Annotated in this window: 18 protein-coding genes and 2 pseudogenes; 13 read left to right on the top strand and 7 right to left on the bottom strand. The window is 45.1% G+C overall.

Annotation, left to right across the window (positions count from 1 at the left end; all coding sequences use genetic code 11):
- The first annotated feature begins 333 nt into the window (after positions 1-333).
- The 3 genes from GKD17_RS08185 (at position 334) to GKD17_RS08195 (ending at position 3,090) form a co-directional block, all read left to right on the top strand.
- Positions 334-1,194 (top strand): sigma-70 family RNA polymerase sigma factor, encoded by an 861-nt coding sequence (locus GKD17_RS08185; RefSeq protein ID WP_005843258.1) that lies wholly within the window; start codon positions 334-336, stop codon positions 1,192-1,194.
- Between the two features lie 221 nt (positions 1,195-1,415).
- Positions 1,416-1,817, top strand: a complete 402-nt coding sequence (locus GKD17_RS08190; protein ID WP_007838198.1) for a hypothetical protein — start codon at positions 1,416-1,418, stop codon at positions 1,815-1,817.
- Between the two features lie 10 nt (positions 1,818-1,827).
- A complete protein-coding gene (locus tag GKD17_RS08195; protein WP_007838201.1) occupies positions 1,828-3,090 on the top strand; it encodes a clostripain-related cysteine peptidase in 1,263 nt (420 codons plus the stop codon).
- Here GKD17_RS08195 and GKD17_RS08200 read toward each other — a convergent pair.
- Positions 3,074-3,472 (bottom strand): hypothetical protein, encoded by a 399-nt coding sequence (locus tag GKD17_RS08200; protein WP_007838202.1) that lies wholly within the window; start codon positions 3,470-3,472, stop codon positions 3,074-3,076. The two genes, GKD17_RS08195 and GKD17_RS08200, sit on opposite strands and share 17 nt — an antisense overlap.
- A 102-nt stretch (positions 3,473-3,574) precedes the next feature.
- On the opposite strand from GKD17_RS08200, the gene GKD17_RS08205 reads away from it, so the two are divergent.
- Positions 3,575-4,828 (top strand): Nramp family divalent metal transporter, encoded by a 1,254-nt coding sequence (locus tag GKD17_RS08205; protein ID WP_007838205.1) that lies wholly within the window; start codon positions 3,575-3,577, stop codon positions 4,826-4,828.
- 76 nt (positions 4,829-4,904) lie between these two features.
- Here the strand turns inward: GKD17_RS08205 and GKD17_RS08210 are convergent, their stop codons facing one another.
- On the bottom strand, positions 4,905-6,353 hold the full coding sequence (locus tag GKD17_RS08210) for a potassium/proton antiporter (protein WP_007838207.1): 1,449 nt from the start codon (positions 6,351-6,353) through the stop codon (positions 4,905-4,907).
- Complete coding sequence (locus GKD17_RS08215) at positions 6,350-7,702, bottom strand: MATE family efflux transporter (protein WP_007838208.1); 1,353 nt, start codon at positions 7,700-7,702, stop codon at positions 6,350-6,352. Before GKD17_RS08215 ends, GKD17_RS08210 begins: the two co-directional genes overlap by 4 nt.
- Before the next feature lie 89 nt (positions 7,703-7,791).
- Between GKD17_RS08215 and GKD17_RS08220 the strand changes: the two genes are divergently transcribed.
- The 9 genes and pseudogenes from GKD17_RS08220 to GKD17_RS08255 all read left to right on the top strand — a co-directional run bounded on the left by GKD17_RS08220 (position 7,792) and on the right by GKD17_RS08255 (position 18,834).
- A complete protein-coding gene (locus GKD17_RS08220; RefSeq protein WP_007838210.1) occupies positions 7,792-8,442 on the top strand; it encodes an HAD family hydrolase in 651 nt (216 codons plus the stop codon).
- Between the two features lie 52 nt (positions 8,443-8,494).
- Positions 8,495-9,316 (top strand): 3-methyl-2-oxobutanoate hydroxymethyltransferase, encoded by an 822-nt coding sequence (gene panB, locus GKD17_RS08225; RefSeq protein ID WP_007838213.1) that lies wholly within the window; start codon positions 8,495-8,497, stop codon positions 9,314-9,316.
- 16 nt (positions 9,317-9,332) lie between these two features.
- Positions 9,333-10,499 (top strand): MFS transporter, encoded by a 1,167-nt coding sequence (locus GKD17_RS08230; RefSeq protein WP_032936533.1) that lies wholly within the window; start codon positions 9,333-9,335, stop codon positions 10,497-10,499.
- 80 nt (positions 10,500-10,579) lie between these two features.
- Positions 10,580-12,268 (top strand): energy-dependent translational throttle protein EttA, encoded by a 1,689-nt coding sequence (gene ettA, locus GKD17_RS08235; RefSeq protein WP_007838223.1) that lies wholly within the window; start codon positions 10,580-10,582, stop codon positions 12,266-12,268.
- A gap of 351 nt (positions 12,269-12,619) precedes the next feature.
- Positions 12,620-15,961, top strand: a complete 3,342-nt coding sequence (locus GKD17_RS08240) for a TonB-dependent receptor (protein ID WP_007838225.1) — start codon at positions 12,620-12,622, stop codon at positions 15,959-15,961.
- A 121-nt stretch (positions 15,962-16,082) separates the two neighbouring features.
- A pseudogene (locus tag GKD17_RS08245) lies at positions 16,083-16,193 on the top strand (AAA family ATPase); the annotation flags it as partial.
- A gap of 261 nt (positions 16,194-16,454) precedes the next feature.
- Positions 16,455-16,642 (top strand): annotated as a pseudogene (locus GKD17_RS23190) (transcriptional regulator).
- 89 nt (positions 16,643-16,731) lie between these two features.
- Positions 16,732-17,595: a hypothetical protein gene (locus tag GKD17_RS08250; RefSeq protein ID WP_007838229.1), complete on the top strand. Its 864-nt coding sequence runs from the start codon at positions 16,732-16,734 to the stop codon at positions 17,593-17,595.
- A 12-nt stretch (positions 17,596-17,607) separates the two neighbouring features.
- Entirely contained in the window at positions 17,608-18,834 is a 1,227-nt protein-coding gene (locus tag GKD17_RS08255; RefSeq protein WP_007838230.1) for a site-specific DNA-methyltransferase, read from the top strand.
- A gap of 101 nt (positions 18,835-18,935) precedes the next feature.
- Here the strand turns inward: GKD17_RS08255 and GKD17_RS08260 are convergent, their stop codons facing one another.
- From GKD17_RS08260 to GKD17_RS08275, 4 genes are all read right to left on the bottom strand, one after another.
- Complete coding sequence (locus tag GKD17_RS08260) at positions 18,936-19,250, bottom strand: hypothetical protein (RefSeq protein ID WP_007838232.1); 315 nt, start codon at positions 19,248-19,250, stop codon at positions 18,936-18,938.
- A 170-nt stretch (positions 19,251-19,420) separates the two neighbouring features.
- Positions 19,421-19,837 carry an N-acetylmuramoyl-L-alanine amidase gene (locus GKD17_RS08265; protein ID WP_007838233.1) on the bottom strand — a complete coding sequence of 139 codons (417 nt, stop codon included), beginning with the start codon at positions 19,835-19,837 and terminating at the stop codon, positions 19,421-19,423.
- The gene (locus GKD17_RS23700; protein ID WP_007843882.1) at positions 19,837-19,941 is read right to left on the bottom strand and encodes a smalltalk protein; all 105 of its coding nucleotides are present in this window, start codon (positions 19,939-19,941) and stop codon (positions 19,837-19,839) included. Before GKD17_RS23700 ends, GKD17_RS08265 begins: the two co-directional genes overlap by 1 nt.
- 142 nt (positions 19,942-20,083) lie before the next feature.
- The gene (locus GKD17_RS08275; RefSeq protein WP_007838234.1) at positions 20,084-20,575 is read right to left on the bottom strand and encodes an HU family DNA-binding protein; all 492 of its coding nucleotides are present in this window, start codon (positions 20,573-20,575) and stop codon (positions 20,084-20,086) included.
- Between the last annotated feature and the right edge of the window lie 185 nt (positions 20,576-20,760).

Below are 20,760 nucleotides of genomic sequence, written 5' to 3' on the forward strand. Positions count from 1 at the left end.
TATCCGATAGTAGAGTCGTGTAACTATTAATTTGCGTCATAGGTGTTTGCGTTCCCGTCCGGCCGGAAAACGGAGGACATAAATCAATTCTGTTTCACGATAAGATAAGAGCTGTTGACAGGATCCATCCTTACGCTATATCATGGAATAATCTCTATTAAGTAAGCTGATAAGATCAATAAAGAGAAAGATATAACCCTATTTTCGCAAAATATTTAGGAAAAGAAGGACAAAGATAGTCTTTTTTGATTTATTAGCTAATATTTTTCAAACAAAAATGGATGTATTCCATTTAATGTTGTAAATTTGCATCCCAAATTTGTTTTATAGAGAATGAGACAATTAAAGATTACCAAAAGTATCACTAACCGAGAGAGCGCATCTCTGGATAAGTATTTACAGGAAATAGGCCGTGAAGACCTGATTACTGTAGAGGAAGAGGTAGAGCTCGCTCAGCGTATCCGTAAAGGCGACCGGGTAGCATTGGAAAAACTGACACGTGCCAACTTGCGTTTCGTCGTGTCTGTAGCCAAGCAGTATCAAAATCAGGGGTTAAGTCTTCCTGACTTGATTAATGAAGGCAACCTGGGATTGATTAAAGCAGCTGAAAAGTTCGATGAGACCCGAGGCTTCAAGTTTATCAGTTACGCCGTATGGTGGATTCGTCAGTCTATTCTCCAGGCATTGGCAGAACAGTCACGTATTGTCCGTTTGCCGTTGAATCAGGTAGGCTCGTTGAACAAGATCAGCAAAGCCTTCTCTAAATTCGAACAGGAAAACGAGCGTCGTCCTTCTCCGGAAGAACTGGCCGATGAACTGGAAATACCTGTAGACAAAATCTCGGACACGTTGAAGGTTTCAGGACGCCACATTTCTGTAGACGCTCCTTTTGTGGAAGGAGAAGACAACAGTTTGTTGGATGTGCTTGTGAACGACGACTCGCCTATGGCAGACCGTTCCTTGGTTAATGAGTCACTTGCGAGGGAAATTGATAGAGCACTCTCTACGCTGACCGAAAGGGAGAAGGATATTATCCAGATGTTTTTCGGTATTAATACGCAGGAAATGACGTTGGAAGAAATCGGCGATAAATTCGGCCTCACTCGTGAGCGCGTACGCCAGATTAAAGAGAAAGCCATTAGAAGATTGAGACAAAATTCGCGTAGCAAGCTGCTTAAGTCTTATTTAGGGTAAGAAAGATTCGGTTTCCGAAAAGAAAACAAAGCACAAGATGGAAGGTTACTCCCGTCTTGTGCTTTTGTTCATAATATACCAATAATGCCCATTGGCTGCGCTATGTGCCACATGGTAATGGGCACATCAGCAAATTATTATAGTTAATTAATCTATTACTTTTTCGTATTTGTCCGTAAATAACTATTTTTGTCCTCTAATAAAATTATAAAATTAGAATTATGAAATCCATAAAGATTCTGTGCTCTTTATTATTGGTACTGATGGTATGCTCGGCATTCTCATTGAAAGGAAGTAAAGGTAAATCCGTTTATATAGTAGGTGTATCCGCATCGTTTACAGATTCATTGGTTTATTTCACGGAAATCCAATTGCTGGACAGTGTAAGGCTGGATAAGAATAAGATGTTGCCGGAACGCTCACAATACAGTTATCAGCTGAAAAATTATTTGGAAAACGAGGAAGGGCTGACGAACCGCACTTGCTTTGTTTATTTCTCGAACAGCAGAAAGAAACTGCAGAAGACCATCAATAAGATGAAGATCAAGTATCAAAAAGGAAAGACCTTGCTGATTCGCGAAGTGAACCCCAATGCATTCAAGTTCAAGAAACCGGAAGAGTGATCCTTTTCTTATGAAAAAGATTCTATTTATATTTTTAACAGCCTGCTTTTTCTTCTCTTGCGAGAAGGAAACAATCGTGATTCCTCAGCAACATGCCGGAAGAACGGTCCTGGCTTTCTTTTGGGCGGATAACAGCTTGAATTCCAATTTGCGTAATAATATTCGGACGATGATGCAGGGGCTTCAGGCTATGAAGGATTCGGCTGCTTTGTTGGTATATTGGGATGGTGAGGCTTCGGATATCAGTTGGCCGGAGCCTTGTATCGTTGAATATGTGACTAATGGTCAAGGGGGGATCAACAGTATGTCCAAAGAAGCGGTCAATGCGATGATCGCGGATCAGGACATGTCGGTTCACGACTTGATAAGTATTGGCAATATCAGAAAAAAATATTCCCCTCAGACATCGACGGAGAAAACCGTCATGCAGACAGTGATAGGTGATATGATGAGTGTTTATCCGTCGGAAAGTTATGGAATAATCTTTGGTTCTCACGGTTCAGGATGGTTGCCCACTATTACCGGCACCCGTTCTATAGGTCAAGATGGCGGCCGGTATTCCAGTGACACAGCGTTGATACCGGAATTGGCGGAAGTGCTGCGTACGGTAAATCCTCAAAAGTTTGATTTTGTCTTGTTTGATGCGTGTATGATGGGGTGTGCCGAAGTGTATTATGAGCTGAAGGATGCTGCCAAATATTGCATCGCTTCTGTACTTGATATACCGGCAGCCGGATTTCCTTATGCAAGTGTGATGCCTTATTTGTATGAAAATGCGATCAAGGAGTATTTGAAGCCAATCTGTAAAGATTATATAGATTATTATAACTATAATGGTTGGGGAACCATTTCGGCAGTGGATTGCAATCAGATGGAAGGTTTGGCGGAAGCGGTCAGAAGTGTGATTTTGTCCAATCAGGATAGCCTGAAGAACGTGGATATAGCTGATTTGCAGCAATATGGCAAAGGCAGCAGCAACTTCAAAGGATATGCCTATGATATGTTACAGTTTATTGAAAAATTGTGTGGAGGAATGGCTCCAGACGATTTTACGCAACAATTAAAGAAGACGGTCATTTATACAGATTATACTCATGATCCCACCTCATCCTTGTACAGAATAGATGGGGATAGCTACAGTGGAATGGGTATGTATATCCCCAATTCATTCACCACTCCCAAATATTTGCTTTGGAACAATTATTTCAAGTCTTCCATAGCGTGGTATCATGCATCCGGATGGGCTGAAACGGAATCTATTTGGGGGAATTGAAGGAGAATGCAGCCAGTTGCTTTTTACTTGATCCCGAATAATAGATATAGCGGATGGAAGTACCGAATTTCCGGTATTCTTCCATTTCCACCGAGTTGTCTACTGCATTCTGCAGGGCTTGTTTAAAGGCGGCATAATGGGTGTTCATATAAGTGGCGTTGTCCAGTTCTCCTGTAACACTGTAGAAATAGCTCACACTATTATCTTTCTCATTATAACGGGTGCTGTCCAGTGTAATCGTTTCGTTCATACGTGTGGGGCAGGACCGGTTGGTCTTTTCGGCTGTCTGTTTGAATTTACGGACTTGTGAACGGTGGTTATTATTACATCCTGCCAAAGTAAGGATGCCTAGGGCCGCTATTATAACTGTTTCTCTTTTCATTATAAATCGGTATTTTGAAGCGAAAGTAAACTATAAGTTTGAACAAAGCAAATGGATTTTTGTTTTTTATTAGTAAGTTTGTGCAAACAAAAAAAGTAAAACATGTCTCGCATTATAGATGAATTAAAACGTACGGACCACAAGCGTTATCTGGGTGGTCTTGATTTCTTTAAATATATTGGTCCCGGATTACTGGTTACTGTAGGTTTTATTGATCCGGGAAACTGGGCCTCGAATTTTGCAGCCGGTTCCGAATTTGGTTACGCGTTGTTGTGGGTGGTGACCCTGTCTACCATTATGTTGATTGTGTTGCAGCACAATGTGGCCCACCTGGGCATTGTGACGGGATTGTGCCTGAGTGAAGCAGCCACGCAGTATTGTCCCAAGTGGATATCCCGTCCCATTTTGGGCAGCGCGGTACTGGCCTCCATATCCACTTCGCTGGCGGAGATATTGGGAGGAGCCATTGCCTTGCAGATGCTTTTAGGAATTCCCATAGCCTGGGGATCTGTTCTTACTACGATGTTTGTCGTCATTATGCTTTTTTCCAATTCATATAAAAAGATAGAAAGAGCCATCATTGCTTTTGTATCCGTAATCGGCCTTTCGTTTCTGTATGAGTTGTTTTTGGTAGATATTGACTGGCCTGTGGCGGTCCGTTCCTGGGTGGTTCCCGACATACCCCAAGGCAGTATGCTGATTATCATGAGTGTGCTTGGGGCAGTGGTTATGCCGCATAATCTTTTCTTGCATTCAGAGGTGATACAGAGCCACGAGTACAACAAGCAGGACGAGAGTTCCATTCGTAAAGTATTGAAATATGAGTTCTATGATACTTTGTTCTCCATGATTGTGGGATGGGCTATCAATAGTGCCATGATCTTACTGGCAGCCGCTACTTTCTTCCGTACCCGGACTCCGGTGGAAGAGTTGCAGCAGGCGAAGTCGTTGCTTGACCCATTGCTGGGCAGCCATGCCGGAATCATTTTTGCCCTGGCATTGCTGATGGCGGGGATTTCCTCCACCATAACCAGTGGAATGGCGGCAGGTTCTATCTTTGCGGGTATTTTCGGTGAGTCTTATCATATCAAGGATATCCACTCCAAGGTAGGTATTTTGATTTCTTTGGGGATAGCATTGGTTCTTATTTTCTTTATTGAGAATCCCTTTTACGGACTTATCATCTCTCAGATGATTCTGAGTATCCAGCTACCTTTCACGGTGTTCCTGCAAGTAGGACTGACCTCTTCCAAACGGGTGATGGGCAAATATGCCAACTCCCGGTGGAGTTCATTCGTGCTTTATACCATTGCGGTGATTGTCTCCGCATTGAATATCATGCTGTTGCTCAGTTGAATAATGTGCGAATTTGCCCATGTGCCAATTGCCATGCGGGACCATAGCGCAGCACGTGGGCACATGGGCAAATTTTTTATTTCGTTTTGCTTTCCGAGATAATCAGCAGTTTGTCACCGGCATGCAGTTGCAGAGAGCCATTGGGGATCATGAATTCGTTCCCCCTTTTTACCAGCATCACCAGCATACCTTTAGGCAGATTCATATCCATCAGCCTGTCTCCCTTTGCCAGCATTTCCTCCGTCAGTACGATATCGCGGAGGTCTGTATTGATTTCCTCCGGTATCTCTACTCCGAAATCATTTCCTGTTTTTTCCAGTGGTGTATCCAGATGGAGTAATTTGGCCATCCATGAAATGGTCGTTCCTTGAACCACTAAAGACAATATGGTAATGAAAAATACGATATTGAAAATCTGGGTAGATCCCGGCACATCAGCCACTACCGGATAAGTGGCGAATATGATAGGTACTGCTCCGCGTAATCCCACCCAGGAAATAAACAGCCGTGAGCTGATGTTCATCTTTTTAAAGGGAAGAAGACAGAGCAGGACACTGAGCGGGCGGGCGAGTACAATCATGAAAATGCCGATCAAGGTTGCCGGTATGGCGATGGACAACATTTCATGGGGATTCACCAGCAATCCCAGGCTCAGGAACATGATAATTTGGAAGAGCCAGGTCATGCCGTTCATAAAAGTAGCGATCTCCTTACGGTTTACAATGCGTGCGTTACCCACCATCATTCCTGCTATATAGACAGCCAGATAGCCGTTTCCTTTACACAGGTCGGTCATGGTGAATGTGAAGAAAATAAAGCTCAGCAGCAAGATAGGATAGAGCGACTGGTTCTTCAAGTCAATCTTGTTGATGATTACTACCGCCAGTTTTCCCAGCAGGAATCCTGAGGCGCCACCCACAGCAAACTGAATCAGGAATGAAATCAGAATATCGTCTGCCCCCATGCCTGCCGATGTGATGAATTGTATCAGGACGATAGTAAGCATATACGCCATAGGGTCATTACTTCCGCTTTCCAGTTCCAGCATCGGGCGGAGGTTATGTTTCAGGTTCATGCTTTGCGAGCGCAGGATATTGAACACGGAAGCAGAGTCCGTAGAGGACATGGTAGCCGCCAGCAACATGGCCGTCATCAGGGACATGGTAATGCTGACATTCGAGAATCCGGAAATCCAATAAATAAAGAATCCGGTGAAAATAGTAGTAAGCAACACGCCGAAGGTGGAAAGCAGTATGCCTTGTGGCAATACAGGCTTGATATCCGAATATTTGGTATCCATACCCCCTGAGAACAGAATGATGCTAAGGGCCATCATGCCGATGAACTGTGCCTCGCCCGCATCATGGAATTGGAGTCCCAGGCCGTCGCTTCCGAACAGCATGCCGACCAATAAAAAAACAAGTAACGTAGGGATTCCGAACCGGTAGCCGGTCTTGCTCACTACAATACTTACGAACAATAGGATAGAACCTATCAAGAGAATGTTTTCTGCATTAAATATCATACTTCTGTGATCTTGTTTAATTTTTTAATATGATGTGCCAGCATCAGGCAGGCTGTGATAAATGCTAAAAGATCGGATACAGGCATACTGAGCCAAATGCCGTTCAGTCCCCACCAATGAGGCAGCAACAGCAGGCAGGGCAATAAATACAACAGTTGGCGGGACAAGGAGAGGAAGATAGAAATTTTCGCTTTCCCGATAGATTGGAAGAAACTGGAAATCACAATTTGTATTCCCACGAAAGGAAACATCAGGACTCCGATTTGCAACCCAGTGCGTGCCAATGCTGTAAGTTCTTTATCGTCTGTAAACATATTAACAACCAAATTAGGGAAAAGTTCGCTGAAAACAAATCCCAGCGAAGTGATGCACCCCCCTGCAATCATGCAATATTTCAACGTCTGCTTCACCCGGCCGAATTTGTGTGCCCCATGATTATAGCCCACAATCGGTTGCATCCCCATAGTCAGTCCCATGATAACCATTACAAACAACATCAGCAGACGGTTTAATATGCCGTATGCTCCGATAGCCAGATCGCCCCCGTAGAGCAGCAGGCTCTTGTTGAATATAATGACAATGGCCGAAGCGCAGACATTCATCAGGAACGGCGACATGCCGATACTGAAAATATTCTCTACGATCCGTTTTCTTAATTTGAATATCCCTTTCTTGAAACGGATATAACTTTTTTCCTGCATGAAATGGCTCAGCACCCATATCATGCCGGCAAACTGTGAAAGGATGGTTGCCGTGGCTGCTCCGCGGATTCCCCAGCCGAGCCAGAATATAAAGACAGGAGCCAAAATGATGTTGCACCCCACTGTCAGCATGGAGGACAGCATCGCTTTTCGGGGATAACCGGTGGCACGCATGATATTGTTCAGCCCGATCATTACATAGGTGACAGGACTTCCTATTAATATAATCTGCATAAAGTCGCGGGCGTATGGCAACGTGTCATGGCTTGCCCCGAAGAAGAACAGAATCTGGTCTAGAAACAGCAAGGTGATGCCTCCGTAGAAAATAGAATTTATCACACAGAGCACCGTTACGTTTCCCAGCACCTTCTCGGCGCCGTCCGTATCCTTCTGTCCCAGACGGATGGACGATATGGTAGCCCCACCCACTCCGACCAATGTGCAGAATGCCACCAGCAGGTTCATCAGCGGAAAGGAGATAGCCAGTCCCGAGATAGCCATGGCCCCCACACCGTGCCCGATAAATACGCTATCAATAATATTATACAGTGACGTCAGTGTCATTCCGATGATAGCAGGGATAGAGTACTCTAAAAGCAGCTTTCCTACCTTTTCTGTACCCAGTATGTGCGGGTTGTTTTCTTTCATTCGCGTTTTTATTATTTTTAAGCTTTGCAAAGTTAGGAATATGGAGGATTATTCAGACCTTTGCGGCGTTAAATCAAACTAAAAGTAATATGAATTCAACAAAAAGCATTGCAGCTTTATTCGATTTTGACGGGGTGGTGGTAGATACGGAACCTCAGTATAGTATATTCTGGAATGAACAAGGACGGAAATACCATCCTGAGATACCCGAGTTCGGCCGGATGATAAAAGGGCAGACATTGACACAAATTTATAACAAATATTTCGCTGGAATGGAAGACGTTCAGCGTGAAATTACAGAAGATTTGAACAAATTTGAAGAAAATATGTTATTTAATTATATCCCGGGCGTAGAGGGCTTTATGAAGGAGCTGAGAGCCAACGGGGTAAAGATAGCGATAGTCACAAGCTCAAATGAAATGAAGATGAACAACGCATATAAAGCACATCCGGAACTGAAACAAAGTGTGGACCGTATCCTCACAGCCGAAATGTTCACTCGTTCCAAACCAGACCCCGAATGTTTCTTATTAGGAGCCACTGTCTTTGATACCGTGCCCGAGAACTGTGTGGTTTTCGAGGATTCATTTCACGGGCTTGAGGCAGGAAATCGGGCAGGAATGACCGTGATAGGATTGGCTACTACCAACCCTGAAGAGCAGATACGCGATAAGGCAAAGGCTGTTATTCAGGACTTTAATGGATTTAGTTTCGAAAAAATGAAGGATATAATGAGGTAATGTCAACTAAAACATCTACCTTTGCAGCCGTTTTTTATAAATTAAAGTAAATATGGCAGGATATATTTCAGGCGATACACGCAAAGTAACGACACACCGTTTGGTGGAAATGAAGCAGAGAGGCGAGAAGATTTCTATGCTTACTTCGTATGATTACACGACAGCGCAGATTGTAGACGGCGCAGGCATCGACGTCATACTGGTAGGAGACTCCGCTTCGAATGTCATGGCGGGGAATGTGACCACACTTCCCATCACCCTTGACCAGATGATTTATCACGGGAAATCCGTGGTTCGTGGAGTGAAACGCGCGCTCGTTGTGGTCGATTTGCCTTTCGGTACTTACCAGACTTCCGAGTACGAAGCGGTGACCAATGCGATCAAAGTGATGAAGATCACACATGCCGATGCATTGAAGCTGGAAGGTGGCGTAGAAATCATTGATGCGGTAAAGAAAATCATCGCTGCGGGTATTCCCATCATGGGACATTTGGGACTGATGCCGCAGTCTATCAATAAATACGGAACTTATACTGTACGTGCCAAGGACGAGGAAGAGGCCGAAAAGCTGCTGAGTGACGCGCATCTGCTGGAAGAGGCGGGATGTTTTGCGTTGGTGCTCGAAAAAATCCCCGCATCATTGGCGGAACGTGTGGCCAAGGAACTGACTATCCCCGTTATCGGCATCGGAGCCGGAGGCGCTGTGGACGGACAGGTGCTGGTTGTATCCGACATGCTGGGTATGACCAACGGTTTCAGTCCCCGTTTCCTCCGTCGTTATGCCGATTTGCATACTGTTATGACAGGAGCCATACAGCAATACGTGGATGATGTGAAAAAAGGTGATTTTCCTAACGAAGACGAACAATATTAACAAAGTTTCTGCTGATATGTATGATGACTTCTTCTTTCCGTATGAGAAAGCAAAACTGTGGACCGGGAATATGGTTCTGCTATCCCTTTCGAACTTTTTGCTTTATGCCTCGCTATACATGATGCTTCCCGCACTGCCTTTATGGATGGTGCGGCACTGGTATTGCAGCTATGCGGAAGCAGGAGCGGCTGTGGCTGTTTTCGGACTGGCCATGTTTCTTCCGGGAGCGTTCAACAGCTATCTTATCGATACGTTCAAGCGTAAAAGTGTTTGTCTGGTCGCGATGCTTCTGTTCGTGGCGTCCAGCCTGCTGTATCCATACGTTGCGACTGTAGGGTTCATAGCCTTGGTCCGGGCTGTCCAGGGGGGGCTGTTCAGTGTCATTACCATGACTACGGGTAGCACGCTGGTGATTGACGTCACCGCCTCACGCCGCCGCACGGATGCGAATATCGCCTTTTCGTGGGTGGGGCGTTTTGGAATGGTGGCAGGTCTTGCGTTGGGAATTTACATTTATCCTTACTGGAATTTTCACCATGTTGTTTATACCTGTGTCGCTTTGGGCACACTGGCTTTGCTTCTGATTCTGGCGGTGGATGTCCCTTTCCGTGCTCCGCTGCGCACCTCATGGTTCTCGTTGGACCGTTTTCTGTTGCCTCGTACTCTGTGGCCGGCACTGAATATGATGATGTTTTCCGCTGTTTTCGGCATTTTGATAGCACACATTTACAATGAGTTGTTTTACATTTGCATCCTGATCGGTTTTATCATCTCCCTGTTGCTTTTGCGTTATGTGCTTTCCTATGCTTCCGGCCGTTCGGAGGTGGAGCTGGGGCAGGCCGCGATGATAGGCGGACTGTTGTTGCTTGCTTTTTCCAACAGCTTGATGAACAGTTATATAGCCGGTGTATTACTGGGCACGGGGATCGGTACTACCGTGTCACGGTTTTTTATAAAGATGATTAGTCTGCCGATGCATTGCGAACGGGGTACGGGAAACAATACTTATCAGCTGATGTGGGAAGTAGGTATGCTGAGTGGTTTTCTGTTTGAGAATATGTGGACCGAAAGTCATCCTGATACTATTTATTGGATATGTATCGGTATCTGTGTCACTCTTTTGCTGATGTATGAGTTCTTTACACATCCGTGGTATTACAGAAAAATGGAGGAAAAACAGTAGGATGATGATTTCAAATGTTGGTTTATCCAGCTGTCGGAGTAAAAATATAGCAACTTAAATAAATTAATAATATAAAGAATATGGCAGACGACAAAAAGATTATCTTTTCGATGGTAGGCGTAAGCAAAGCCTTCCAGGCGAACAAACAGGTATTGAAAGACATCTACCTATCCTTTTTTTACGGTGCTAAGATCGGTATCATCGGTCTGAACGGTTCAGGTAAGTCAACGCTGATGAAAATCATCGCCGGACTGGAAAAAAGTTATCAGGGAGAAGTGGTGTTCTCGCCGGGCTACTCTGTAGGCTATCTGGCACAGGAACCGCATCTGGATAATGAAAAGACAGTGAAAGAGGTAGTGATGGAAGGTGTGCAGAGCATTGTGGACACTTTGGCGGAATACGAAGAAATAAACAACAAGTTCGGGCTTCCCGAATACTATGAGGACCCAGAGAAGATGGATGCACTCTTTGCCCGTCAGGCTGAGTTGCAAGACATCATTGACGCTACGGACGCATGGAATCTGGACAGCAAACTGGAACGCGCCATGGATGCGTTGCGCTGTCCGCCCGAAGACCAGCCGGTGAAGAACCTCTCGGGAGGTGAGCGCCGCCGTGTGGCCTTGTGCCGCCTGCTGTTGCAGAAGCCGGATATCCTGTTGCTGGACGAGCCTACCAACCACTTGGACGCGGAAAGTATCGACTGGCTGGAACAGCATTTGCAGCAATATGAAGGTACGGTGATTGCCGTAACCCACGACCGTTACTTCCTGGACCACGTAGCCGGATGGATTCTGGAACTGGACCGTGGCGAAGGAATCCCCTGGAAGGGAAATTACTCCAGCTGGCTGGAACAGAAGACCAAACGTATGGAGATGGAAGAGAAAGTGGCAAGCAAACGCCGCAAGACCTTGGAACGCGAGCTGGACTGGGTGCGCATGGCTCCCAAAGCCCGTCAGGCGAAAGGAAAGGCCCGTCTGAACTCTTATGACAAGCTGCTGAACGAGGATGTGAAGGAAAAGGAAGAGAAACTGGAAATCTTTATTCCGAACGGTCCCCGTCTGGGCAACAAGGTGATTGAGGCCAAAGGAGTGGCGAAAGCTTACGGTGACAAGCTGTTGTTCGATAACCTGAATTTCATGCTGCCCCCTAACGGCATTGTCGGCGTAATCGGTCCTAACGGCGCCGGTAAGACTACTTTGTTCCGCTTGATTATGGGACTGGAAACCGTAGATAAAGGTACTTTCGAGGTAGGAGAGACCGTGAAACTGGCATACGTAGACCAGCAGCATAAGGATATTGACCCGGAAAAATCTGTTTATCAGGTAATCAGCGGTGGAAACGAGCTGATCCGTCTGGGCAACAGGGATATCAACGCGCGTGCTTACCTCAGCCGTTTCAATTTCTCGGGAGCCGATCAGGAGAAACTTTGCGGAATGCTTTCGGGTGGTGAGCGCAACCGCCTGCATCTGGCTATGGCACTGAAGGAAGAAGGCAACGTGCTGCTGCTGGACGAGCCTACCAATGATATTGACGTGAACACGCTGCGCGCGCTGGAGGAAGGTCTGGACGATTTTGCAGGTTGTGCGGTGGTGATCAGCCACGACCGTTGGTTCCTGGACCGTATCTGTACCCATATCCTGGCTTTCGAAGGAAACAGCGAGGTATTCTTCTTTGAAGGATCTTATTCGGAATACGAAGAGAACAAGATGAAGCGTCTGGGCAATGAGGAGCCGAAACGGGTGCGCTACCGCAAGCTGATGGAAGACTGATGGGGGTCTCCCTGTTCTGATAAGGTCCAAACTAAAATGACCATTCCGAAAAGTAACAGATTGTAATTACAAGACCTGAAAGAGTCGTATCAAGCTCCGTTTTGAGTAATGATACGACTCTTTTTTTTGCCTTTAAGGAGGTTCAAGTTTCAAATCAAAACCTCTTTCTTGGCTAGAATTAAGTTTTGAACCCTCTTGGGTTGTGTACTCTCTCTGGGGCGCGGATAGCGGAAGAAACCAGACCAGTCACTGTAAATTGTAACCGATTTGTAGCTTGTATATCGTTTCTATTAGCTATCTTTGCAACGTCTTTTAAGACATTAATTATAATATTAATTAATTAAAAAGTTTATGGTAAAAAGAATGCGATCTTTTTTTGCGGTGGTTATGTTGGTAATCGCTGCTGCTGTTAACGCCCAGGTCACCACTTCGTCAATGAGTGGTAAGGTGGTTGATCAAAGCAATGAAGCCATTATCGGCGCAACGATTCAGGCTATTCACGAACCGTCCGGCACCCATTATGGGGCCATTACCAATGTGGACGGCCGTTATTCCATCCAGGGCATGCGTGCCGGCGGCCCTTACAAAGTAGAAGTTTCTTATGTAGGTTATCAATCAGTGGTTTACAAGAGCATCAACCTCCAGTTGGGAGAGAATTACGTATTGGATGCGAACTTGAAGGAATCTACCGAATTATTGGATGAAGTGGTGATTACCGCTTCCAAAAGCAGCAACATGAAATCAGACCGCGCCGGAGCGGTAACCAATGTCGATGCGGCCAGAATGTCGGAAGTGCCTACAGTGAGCCGCAGCATGAACGATATCATGCGTCTGACCCCTCAGGGAGCCAATATCGGTAGCGGTTTCTCAGTGGGTGGAGGTAACTACCGCCAGTCTTATGTCACTGTGGACGGAGCCGCTTTCAACAATGCCTTCGGTATCGGCTCGAACTTGCCGGCAGGCGGTTCGCCTATCTCTCTGGATGCTTTGGAACAGATTTCCGTTTCCACCACCCCCTTTGATGTCCGTCAGAGCGGATTTACAGGAGGTGCCATCAACGCCGTGACAAAGAGTGGTACGAATGAGTTCAAAGGTACAGCCTATATGTACACTTCCAATACCCACCTCACCGGAAACAAGGTAGAGGACTATGAACTGACCCGCAACCGTGACCACAGCACCACCTACGGAGCTTCTCTGGGAGGTGCGATCATTAAAAACAAATTGTTCTTCTTCGTGAACGGCGAATATCAGGATAATGTGCAGGCAGGCCCGTCGGGCATAGCGCGTAGCGGCGCCAATGACGAATGGAGCACCAACGGCATTGTGCACCGTCCGTTCGAGAACACCACAACGGTAGGCGACCGTACCTTCGTAGGGATGAACAACATCAGCCAATACCTGTCGGAAAAATACAACTACAATCCGGGACGTTATCAGGGATACTCTCTGGAAACCCCTTCTTACAAGATCATGGGCCGTCTGGACTGGAACATCAACAACAACAATAAGATTAATTTCCGTTTCACCCATACCCATTCCAAGTATTCCTCCAGCCCTTCCTCTTCCACCACCCCGTTTAAAGATTCAATCATTTATCCGGGCGGAGTAGACGGCAGCGCGGGCAAGAGCAGTTCGGGACGTACATCAAACACCGGTCTGTACTTTGAAAGCTCACGCTATATGCAGGAACAGAACTTCACCTCCATCGCTTCCGAATGGAACTCAAAGTGGGGGGCTATCAATAACGCCCTGCGTTTCACTTATTCTTATCAGAACGAACCGCGTACATACGAAGGGGGGACATTCCCTACGGTGGACATCCTTGACCAAGGCTCGCTGTACACCTCATTCGGTCCGGACCCCTTTACAGAAGGGAACTTGCGCCAGGTGAAGACTTTTGTCATTACCGATGAGTTCAATTTCTCCAGCGGTATCCATAACTTTATGGGCGGTATCCAGTTTGAGTCCAATAAGGCAGTGAACGGATTCATGCAGGCGGGAAGCGGTTATTATGTCTATTCCTCCTGGGATGATTTTGTGAACAACAGAGCTCCGGCTGCTTTCGGTATCACGTATTCCAACACCGGGGACGGTTCCCAGTTCCTGGCGAACATGAAGTACCAGCAGCTTTCTTTCTATCTGCAGGACCAGATGAATATCACGGACAACTTCAGACTGACTGCCGGGGTGCGTTTCGAACTGCCCATTTATCCGGAGCTGAAGAACAACTATAACAAAAATTTTGCACAGATTGACTTTGACGGATATCATTACGCCACAGACCAGCTGCCTTCATCCTACCAGCTGACCGCCTCCCCCCGTATCGGTTTCAACTGGGACCTTACAGGCGAGCGTAAGTATGTATTGCGCGGCGGTAGCGGTTACTTCATCGGCCGTCTGCCGTTCGTATGGCTGGTTTCGGCAGTAGGTAATGCCAATTGCGGACAAAGCACTTATTATTATAACGAGCAGAAGGATGCCAAGTACGGACAGCCGGGCTTCCACACCAGCGTGGCCGATATGTTGAAAGATCCTAACTTGAACCTGCCGGCAGCTACTGATCCCGCCGCACCTTCCGGAGCCACCATCATTGACCGCGACCTGAAGATGAACGCCACCTGGAAGTCTTCACTGGCTTTGGATGCAAAACTTCCCGGAGATATTGACTTTACGTTGGAAGGTATTTTCAGCAAAGAGTTCAATCCGGCTACTGTGACCAACCTGGGACGTAAGTTTAAAGGAGAGCAGGAGATAGCTCCGGGTGATGTCCGCAGAATGTTTGAGTACTCCAATTCGAACAAGACGGACGCTTATTATATCACCAATGCGGGAAACAGCGCTTATTATTACTCACTCACCGCCTCACTGGCCAAGACATTTGATTTCGGCCTGCATCTTTCCGCTTCCTACACCCGTTCTTATGCCAAGTCGTATGGCGACGGCATCGGCGACCAGGTGAACTCGGCTTATTACAACAACCGTTACTCTGTCAACGGAAACAATGACACGGAGACCGGCTATGGTACGTATGTATCGCCCAACCGTGTGCTGGCTTCCGCCGCTTACCGTATTAAATACGCCAAGAATTTCGCTTCCTCCTTGTCTTTGATTTATGAGGGTATGAACATGGGCTATGCCGGAGGATATTCCGCCGCCCGTTATTCCTATACATTCACCGGAAACATTGTAGGCGATTACGGCTCAAACAACTTGCTGTACATTCCGGCATCCCGTGAGGCGCTGGATAAGTGGAACTTCGCCGATTATACTGACAGCAAGACGGGTGAGGTGACTTATTCCGCCAAGGAGCAGCGCGATGATTTCTGGGCTTACATTAATGAGGACAGTTACCTGAAAGGCCGTAAAGGCAAGTATGCCGAACGCGGAGGAGCCATCATGCCCTGGCATCATCAGCTGGATTTGAAGTTCAATCAGGATTTCTTCCTCAATGTAGGGGGCAAGCGCAATACCTTGCAGTTCGGAGTGGATATCAAGAACTTCCTGAACTTGCTGAACAGCGACTGGGGAATTTATAAGACGGTGAACAATACTTCCTTGTTGAGTTATAAGAGTGGTGCTTACCAGTTCCAGAAGAACGGAGGAAAGAAACTGACTGATACGTATTCCAATCTGAACAGTTTCAATTCTACGTATTCCATACAGTTCAGTGTCCGTTATATCTTTAACTAAGTGAAATAGCCTGTATCAGACAATACAGGAACAGGATAGAGAGGCGTACCCATGAAGGTGCGCCTCTTTTGTATGCGTATTCTTCCTTGTTTTGAAAAAACTTGGAATTAAGAATAAATTAAGTACCCTCGCCCTCCGTTTCAAAGGCGTGATAAAACGTGCTTACGAGCAGACGGGGCAGATGGTTGCCATTCTGGTAGACGAATATGACAAGCCCATGCTGCAAGCCATTGTGAAGATTTAACAGAAACTTAACAGAATACAGACATTTTTATGGGTTTGAACTGTCTTTTCGGAATATGGCTAAAACCACAAAGCACTTGTCAAGGAATAGCTTGCTATACCTTAAAATCAGCACAATATACGTTTTGAGAGCCAATATAGATACAAATGACTCCAAAAATCGGTGGCTTCGGCATAGTTTCTATTCCTTTTCTGCCGTTTACCCAATAAAATTGTGTAACTTTGCAAAACGATAGCAAAAAAGAATCTCATGAATAGAATCAAGGAGTTTTTAGAAGTGAAAGGCATTAGCCATTAGCACATATGCTGGGAAAAAGTTTCAATATGGTTGATCTATATGCAACCAATAAGGTGCAACCTCCTATACCTGTATTATATGACATTGCCAGCATATTAACAGTGGATGTAAGAGAATTATTAGTTCCTTCTAAAAAATAAACTAAATCATGGCGTTTGAAGAAGTATAGAAGATAGGTTCTCCTGCTTCAATTTTCTTTCTCGTCTCATAGTAAATAATAATTAGCACAATGAAATTGTTTGAAGATTATAAAAATGACGCACCAAATCAAATCACTATGGCAAATGGTGCATTTTATCCTGATATTTTAGTTCAAGCATGTGAACTATATAAGCCGGTGTTAGTATATTTTGGTCAACTTCTTAAAGTTTCTCCTTCTTCAGAGATGCTTCTTAAAGAGATAACAAAGCTAACACAAACTTGGATGAGAATTCAATTACTTCGCGTATTCAGAAAATACGTTTCTCCTGATACTTCTGTTGAGATGCTTAAATCAAAGAATAAGATTCCGATGGTTTGCGTAACTTTCGGGAAAGATTTTAGACCAATTAATGTTGTGCAGAAGAAATTTAATGAAAGGCCGCTACCAGACGAAGCGTTATGTGCAATACTTTGGGAATATAGAGATAGAGGACAAAAAGGATATTCATTGACAGAAACTTTTTTCGATATGTTTCAGTCAAAATTTCCAAATTATACCATAGAGGGTCCCAAAAGAGCAGGAGCTGATGTTCAGTTGAAAAATGTTTTTTCTGATTATCCAAACCCTACAAGACCTGTTGATTTTGTTATTAGAGATAATAATAAAAATGTTTTAGCTATTGGTTTAGCTAGATATGATAGTGACCGAGGTGGCGCACAAGAAGATGACAGAACAGGTGGATATAATAATTGTGCTAAAGAAATTTTAGCATACACATCCTCAAAAGGACTTAAAACAAAAGTTATATTTCTAAATGATGGACCTGGTTTATTACTAGGTTCTATGTGGGATGATTATTCAAAATTAGAAAAAATCAATTCAGATAGAATAATGGTTTTGACTCTTCGAATGCTTGATGAGCGTTTAACAGAAGAATGGTTGAATTTTTAATTCTTTTAAAGAATGGCAGTCGGTATAACATCAAATACGTGTTCAACGATATCATCTATATCACTTGTTCCACAAGACCAAATTCGGTTTAGGTGCACAACTGATTATAGTGGAGATTTAATCAAAAGGCTATATCATGCTGATAATTTAGATGTACTTAATAGTCTTATTAAAGATGAAAGTGTATGTGGTAAAATTGACTTGATATATATAGACCCTCCATATAATACAGGTGGTGCTTTTGAAACGAGAGATTCAAAACATGCATATAACGATAATTTTACCACCGAGGGGTATATAAAATTTATGGAAGTCAGACTTATTCTGATGCATAAATTATTATCTCCTTCGGGCTCAATTTATGTTCATTTAGATAGCAATATGGTATTTCATATAAAAATCTTGATGGATTCAATTTTTGGCGAGAAGAATTTTAGGGGGATGATAACCCGTAAGAAGTGTAAGTCGAAAAATTTCACAAGAACGACTTATGGGAACATATCTGACTATATACTCTTCTACACAAAATCCGATTCCGCAAAATGGAATAGACCTTATGAGCAGTGGGATGACGAGAAAATACTTAAAGAATATCCATTTATAGAAGAAGGAACAGGACGACGCCACAAAAGAGTTCCATGTCATGCACCTGGTACTCGTAATGGAGCTACGGGTGGCCCTTGGCGTGGAATGATGCCACCTGAAGGAAAGCATTGGCAATATACACCTGATAAACTTGATGAGATGGATGCTAGAGGTGAAATTTATTGGTCTTCAAATGGTAATCCTAGAAGAAAAGTTTATCTGGATCAAAGTAAGGGGATAGCTGTTCAGGACATTTGGTTGGACTTTTTAGATGTGAATAATCAAAATACTCATTTGACTGGTTATCCTACAGAGAAAAATATTGATATGTTGAAGCGAATTATCAATTCGTCCTCAAATCCCGGAGATATTGTACTTGATTGTTTTGCTGGTTCTGGCACTACTTTAGTAGCTGCTGAAGAACTTGGCAGACAATGGATAGGTGTTGATATTGGGGAAGAAGCGATAAAAATTATTCAAAATCGATTTGAGAATGGGACTAAACCTCTTGGGGATTATGTTTCACAGCGAAAGAAGAAAGATGAAGCATCACAATCTCTGTTTGATAATTTAGAACCCGATAATGGATGTAGTACATTAGATAATAATATTACAAAATGTAATATTCAATATCAGATATTTGAGGAACTTTGATATTACAACCGATTGAATTAAGGACATACGTCAATGCCACGTAAAATGCTCGTAAACAAGAGCATTTTGCGTGGCATTGCGTTCCGGATATACACTGACCACTAAAAGCCTCTCCACCGTTCTCTTCTGATCTCCTCGCACTGCCGTCGTTGCCATGCAGGCATTATTTTCTCCAGCTCTTTCAGTTTCCATCCCTTCATAAAGCGTATCTCGTCCTTTTCCTGCTCCGTGCACAGGCTGATGCGCAGCAGTTCGGGATAGAGCACCTGTATATGAAAAATCTTGGCTCTCCATAGCAGCATGGACATCTGCCAGGGGGTGAGGGCTTGGATGCGGTTCAGGGTGAGCAGCATTTCCAGATAATGACGGTAGAAGGCTTTGTCCACGGTCATGAGTTGGTTTATCAGATGGTTCATTTTTATTATTGTTAAATGAAAAGATTAGTTGAATGGAGAAGCAGGAAATCAAAGCGGAGGAAAGAAACGCTATCTTTGGTAAAATCATCCTTGGATACGCTATCTTTGAAGAAGCCTCTTTGAAAACAAACAGTTCTCATTAGAAATCCTATCTTTGGTAAAAGCTTCCCTTAAAAGCGGTACTCCTTCACAGCATCAAAACAGGGGCACGGTTTCACGGGATTCAGGTCATGATGCCCCACTATCAATGCTTTGGGGAACAGGAGGCGCAGCTCGCGCAGCAATGCCAGCAGACTCCCTTTCTGCATCAGAGTACGCGTATCGGCAGGTGTGCAGTCCGCCAAGAGTCCGCCCTCATAGCAGATGCCGATAGAATGCCGGTTGTGGTTCCTGCAATGCGCTCCCACCTTTTCCAAGGGGCGTCCGCGGTGAATCTCTCCGTCGCGGGTGATATAGAAATGATATCCTATGTCCGTGAAGCCCCGGTGGCGGATGTGGTCCCGGCGGCAGGTCTCAAAATCCAGCCTCCGCCCCTCAGGGGTGGCGGAGCAGTGGATAATAATCAAGGTGATGGTTCTCATGATCATCAGATGCAGGCGTTCAGTCCGAGCGCGCCGGCAAGGGCGGTGGCTACGGTGATGATTACTTTCAGAATCAGTGTCCAGGTGTTTTTCTTTGTTTTCAAGTTCATGGGATTTTTGTTTTAGTGGGTTGATAATAAATGAATTACAATGGAAGCCAAGGGCCTGTGCCCCAATGAAAACAGCTTGTCATTAGGGCACATTCAGCCCTTTAGCATCGTGCCTTGCTTCCGTCGTACTGGTGGGGGGCCGTCAGGCCTGTTGTCCTCCGTTTTCCGGCTCTTTCGCCTCTCCGGTAAGGTCCACATTGGTCTTTCCGGCTTTCAGCGCCTTCACCACCAGTCGGGCCGCCTTGCGTGTGGCCACCAGATTGAACACGGCATCTTCCAGCAGATTCCGGAAACGTGTTCCGGCACTCCAGTTCACATTCAGCTTTCTGGCGTGGATGGCAGGGTTGTAGGCGGCTGAGCTTTCGGCACCTATACTGTTGATGCTGATGGAGAAATCCCCCAAGTCGCCCAGCTGTATCTTCTGCCCTGCCAGAAGCTGTTCGCGCATACAGTCCACTGCCATGGTGAGGATGGCCACGATGTCCGCACGCTTGTACACACAGCCGTGGCTGGCGATGTGCTCGGCAAAGCGGTTGATGTCCATCACTTCAGCATACTGTGCACTGGCGTAAGCCTTTTTTGCGGCATCCGCATCCATCGGATTGTTACGCATAACGATACTGTAATTTACCATAGTTTGTTAAAATTAAAAGTTGATAATTGAGAATTAAGAAACACGATTGCCGGAGGATGAAGTCAGCCACTGGTCACCGACCGCTGAAAGAACCCTATCTTTCACGTGTAAGATGCTATATCTTACGGCTGTAAGATTATAGATCTTTCGCCTTCATCGTCCCGACATTACAAAGATACGATGTG

Origin of the sequence: Phocaeicola dorei, assembly GCF_013009555.1 — a bacterium.
In the GTDB taxonomy this organism is placed as follows: domain Bacteria; phylum Bacteroidota; class Bacteroidia; order Bacteroidales; family Bacteroidaceae; genus Phocaeicola; species Phocaeicola dorei.

What these genes read in the sequence shown, in the direction of transcription:
- GKD17_RS08185 (WP_005843258.1), top strand. Translation starts at nt 334, where the DNA reads ATGAGACAATTAAAGATTACCAAAAGTATCACTAACCGAGAGAGCGCA.
- GKD17_RS08190 (WP_007838198.1), top strand. Translation starts at nt 1,416, where the DNA reads ATGAAATCCATAAAGATTCTGTGCTCTTTATTATTGGTACTGATGGTA.
- GKD17_RS08195 (WP_007838201.1), top strand. Translation starts at nt 1,828, where the DNA reads ATGAAAAAGATTCTATTTATATTTTTAACAGCCTGCTTTTTCTTCTCT.
- GKD17_RS08200 (WP_007838202.1), bottom strand. Translation starts at nt 3,472, where the DNA reads ATGAAAAGAGAAACAGTTATAATAGCGGCCCTAGGCATCCTTACTTTG.
- GKD17_RS08205 (WP_007838205.1), top strand. Translation starts at nt 3,575, where the DNA reads ATGTCTCGCATTATAGATGAATTAAAACGTACGGACCACAAGCGTTAT.
- GKD17_RS08210 (WP_007838207.1), bottom strand. Translation starts at nt 6,353, where the DNA reads ATGATATTTAATGCAGAAAACATTCTCTTGATAGGTTCTATCCTATTG.
- GKD17_RS08215 (WP_007838208.1), bottom strand. Translation starts at nt 7,702, where the DNA reads ATGAAAGAAAACAACCCGCACATACTGGGTACAGAAAAGGTAGGAAAG.
- GKD17_RS08220 (WP_007838210.1), top strand. Translation starts at nt 7,792, where the DNA reads ATGAATTCAACAAAAAGCATTGCAGCTTTATTCGATTTTGACGGGGTG.
- panB (WP_007838213.1), top strand. Translation starts at nt 8,495, where the DNA reads ATGGCAGGATATATTTCAGGCGATACACGCAAAGTAACGACACACCGT.
- GKD17_RS08230 (WP_032936533.1), top strand. Translation starts at nt 9,333, where the DNA reads ATGTATGATGACTTCTTCTTTCCGTATGAGAAAGCAAAACTGTGGACC.
- ettA (WP_007838223.1), top strand. Translation starts at nt 10,580, where the DNA reads ATGGCAGACGACAAAAAGATTATCTTTTCGATGGTAGGCGTAAGCAAA.
- GKD17_RS08240 (WP_007838225.1), top strand. Translation starts at nt 12,620, where the DNA reads ATGGTAAAAAGAATGCGATCTTTTTTTGCGGTGGTTATGTTGGTAATC.
- GKD17_RS08250 (WP_007838229.1), top strand. Translation starts at nt 16,732, where the DNA reads ATGAAATTGTTTGAAGATTATAAAAATGACGCACCAAATCAAATCACT.
- GKD17_RS08255 (WP_007838230.1), top strand. Translation starts at nt 17,608, where the DNA reads ATGGCAGTCGGTATAACATCAAATACGTGTTCAACGATATCATCTATA.
- GKD17_RS08260 (WP_007838232.1), bottom strand. Translation starts at nt 19,250, where the DNA reads ATGAACCATCTGATAAACCAACTCATGACCGTGGACAAAGCCTTCTAC.
- GKD17_RS08265 (WP_007838233.1), bottom strand. Translation starts at nt 19,837, where the DNA reads ATGATCATGAGAACCATCACCTTGATTATTATCCACTGCTCCGCCACC.
- GKD17_RS23700 (WP_007843882.1), bottom strand. Translation starts at nt 19,941, where the DNA reads ATGAACTTGAAAACAAAGAAAAACACCTGGACACTGATTCTGAAAGTA.
- GKD17_RS08275 (WP_007838234.1), bottom strand. Translation starts at nt 20,575, where the DNA reads ATGGTAAATTACAGTATCGTTATGCGTAACAATCCGATGGATGCGGAT.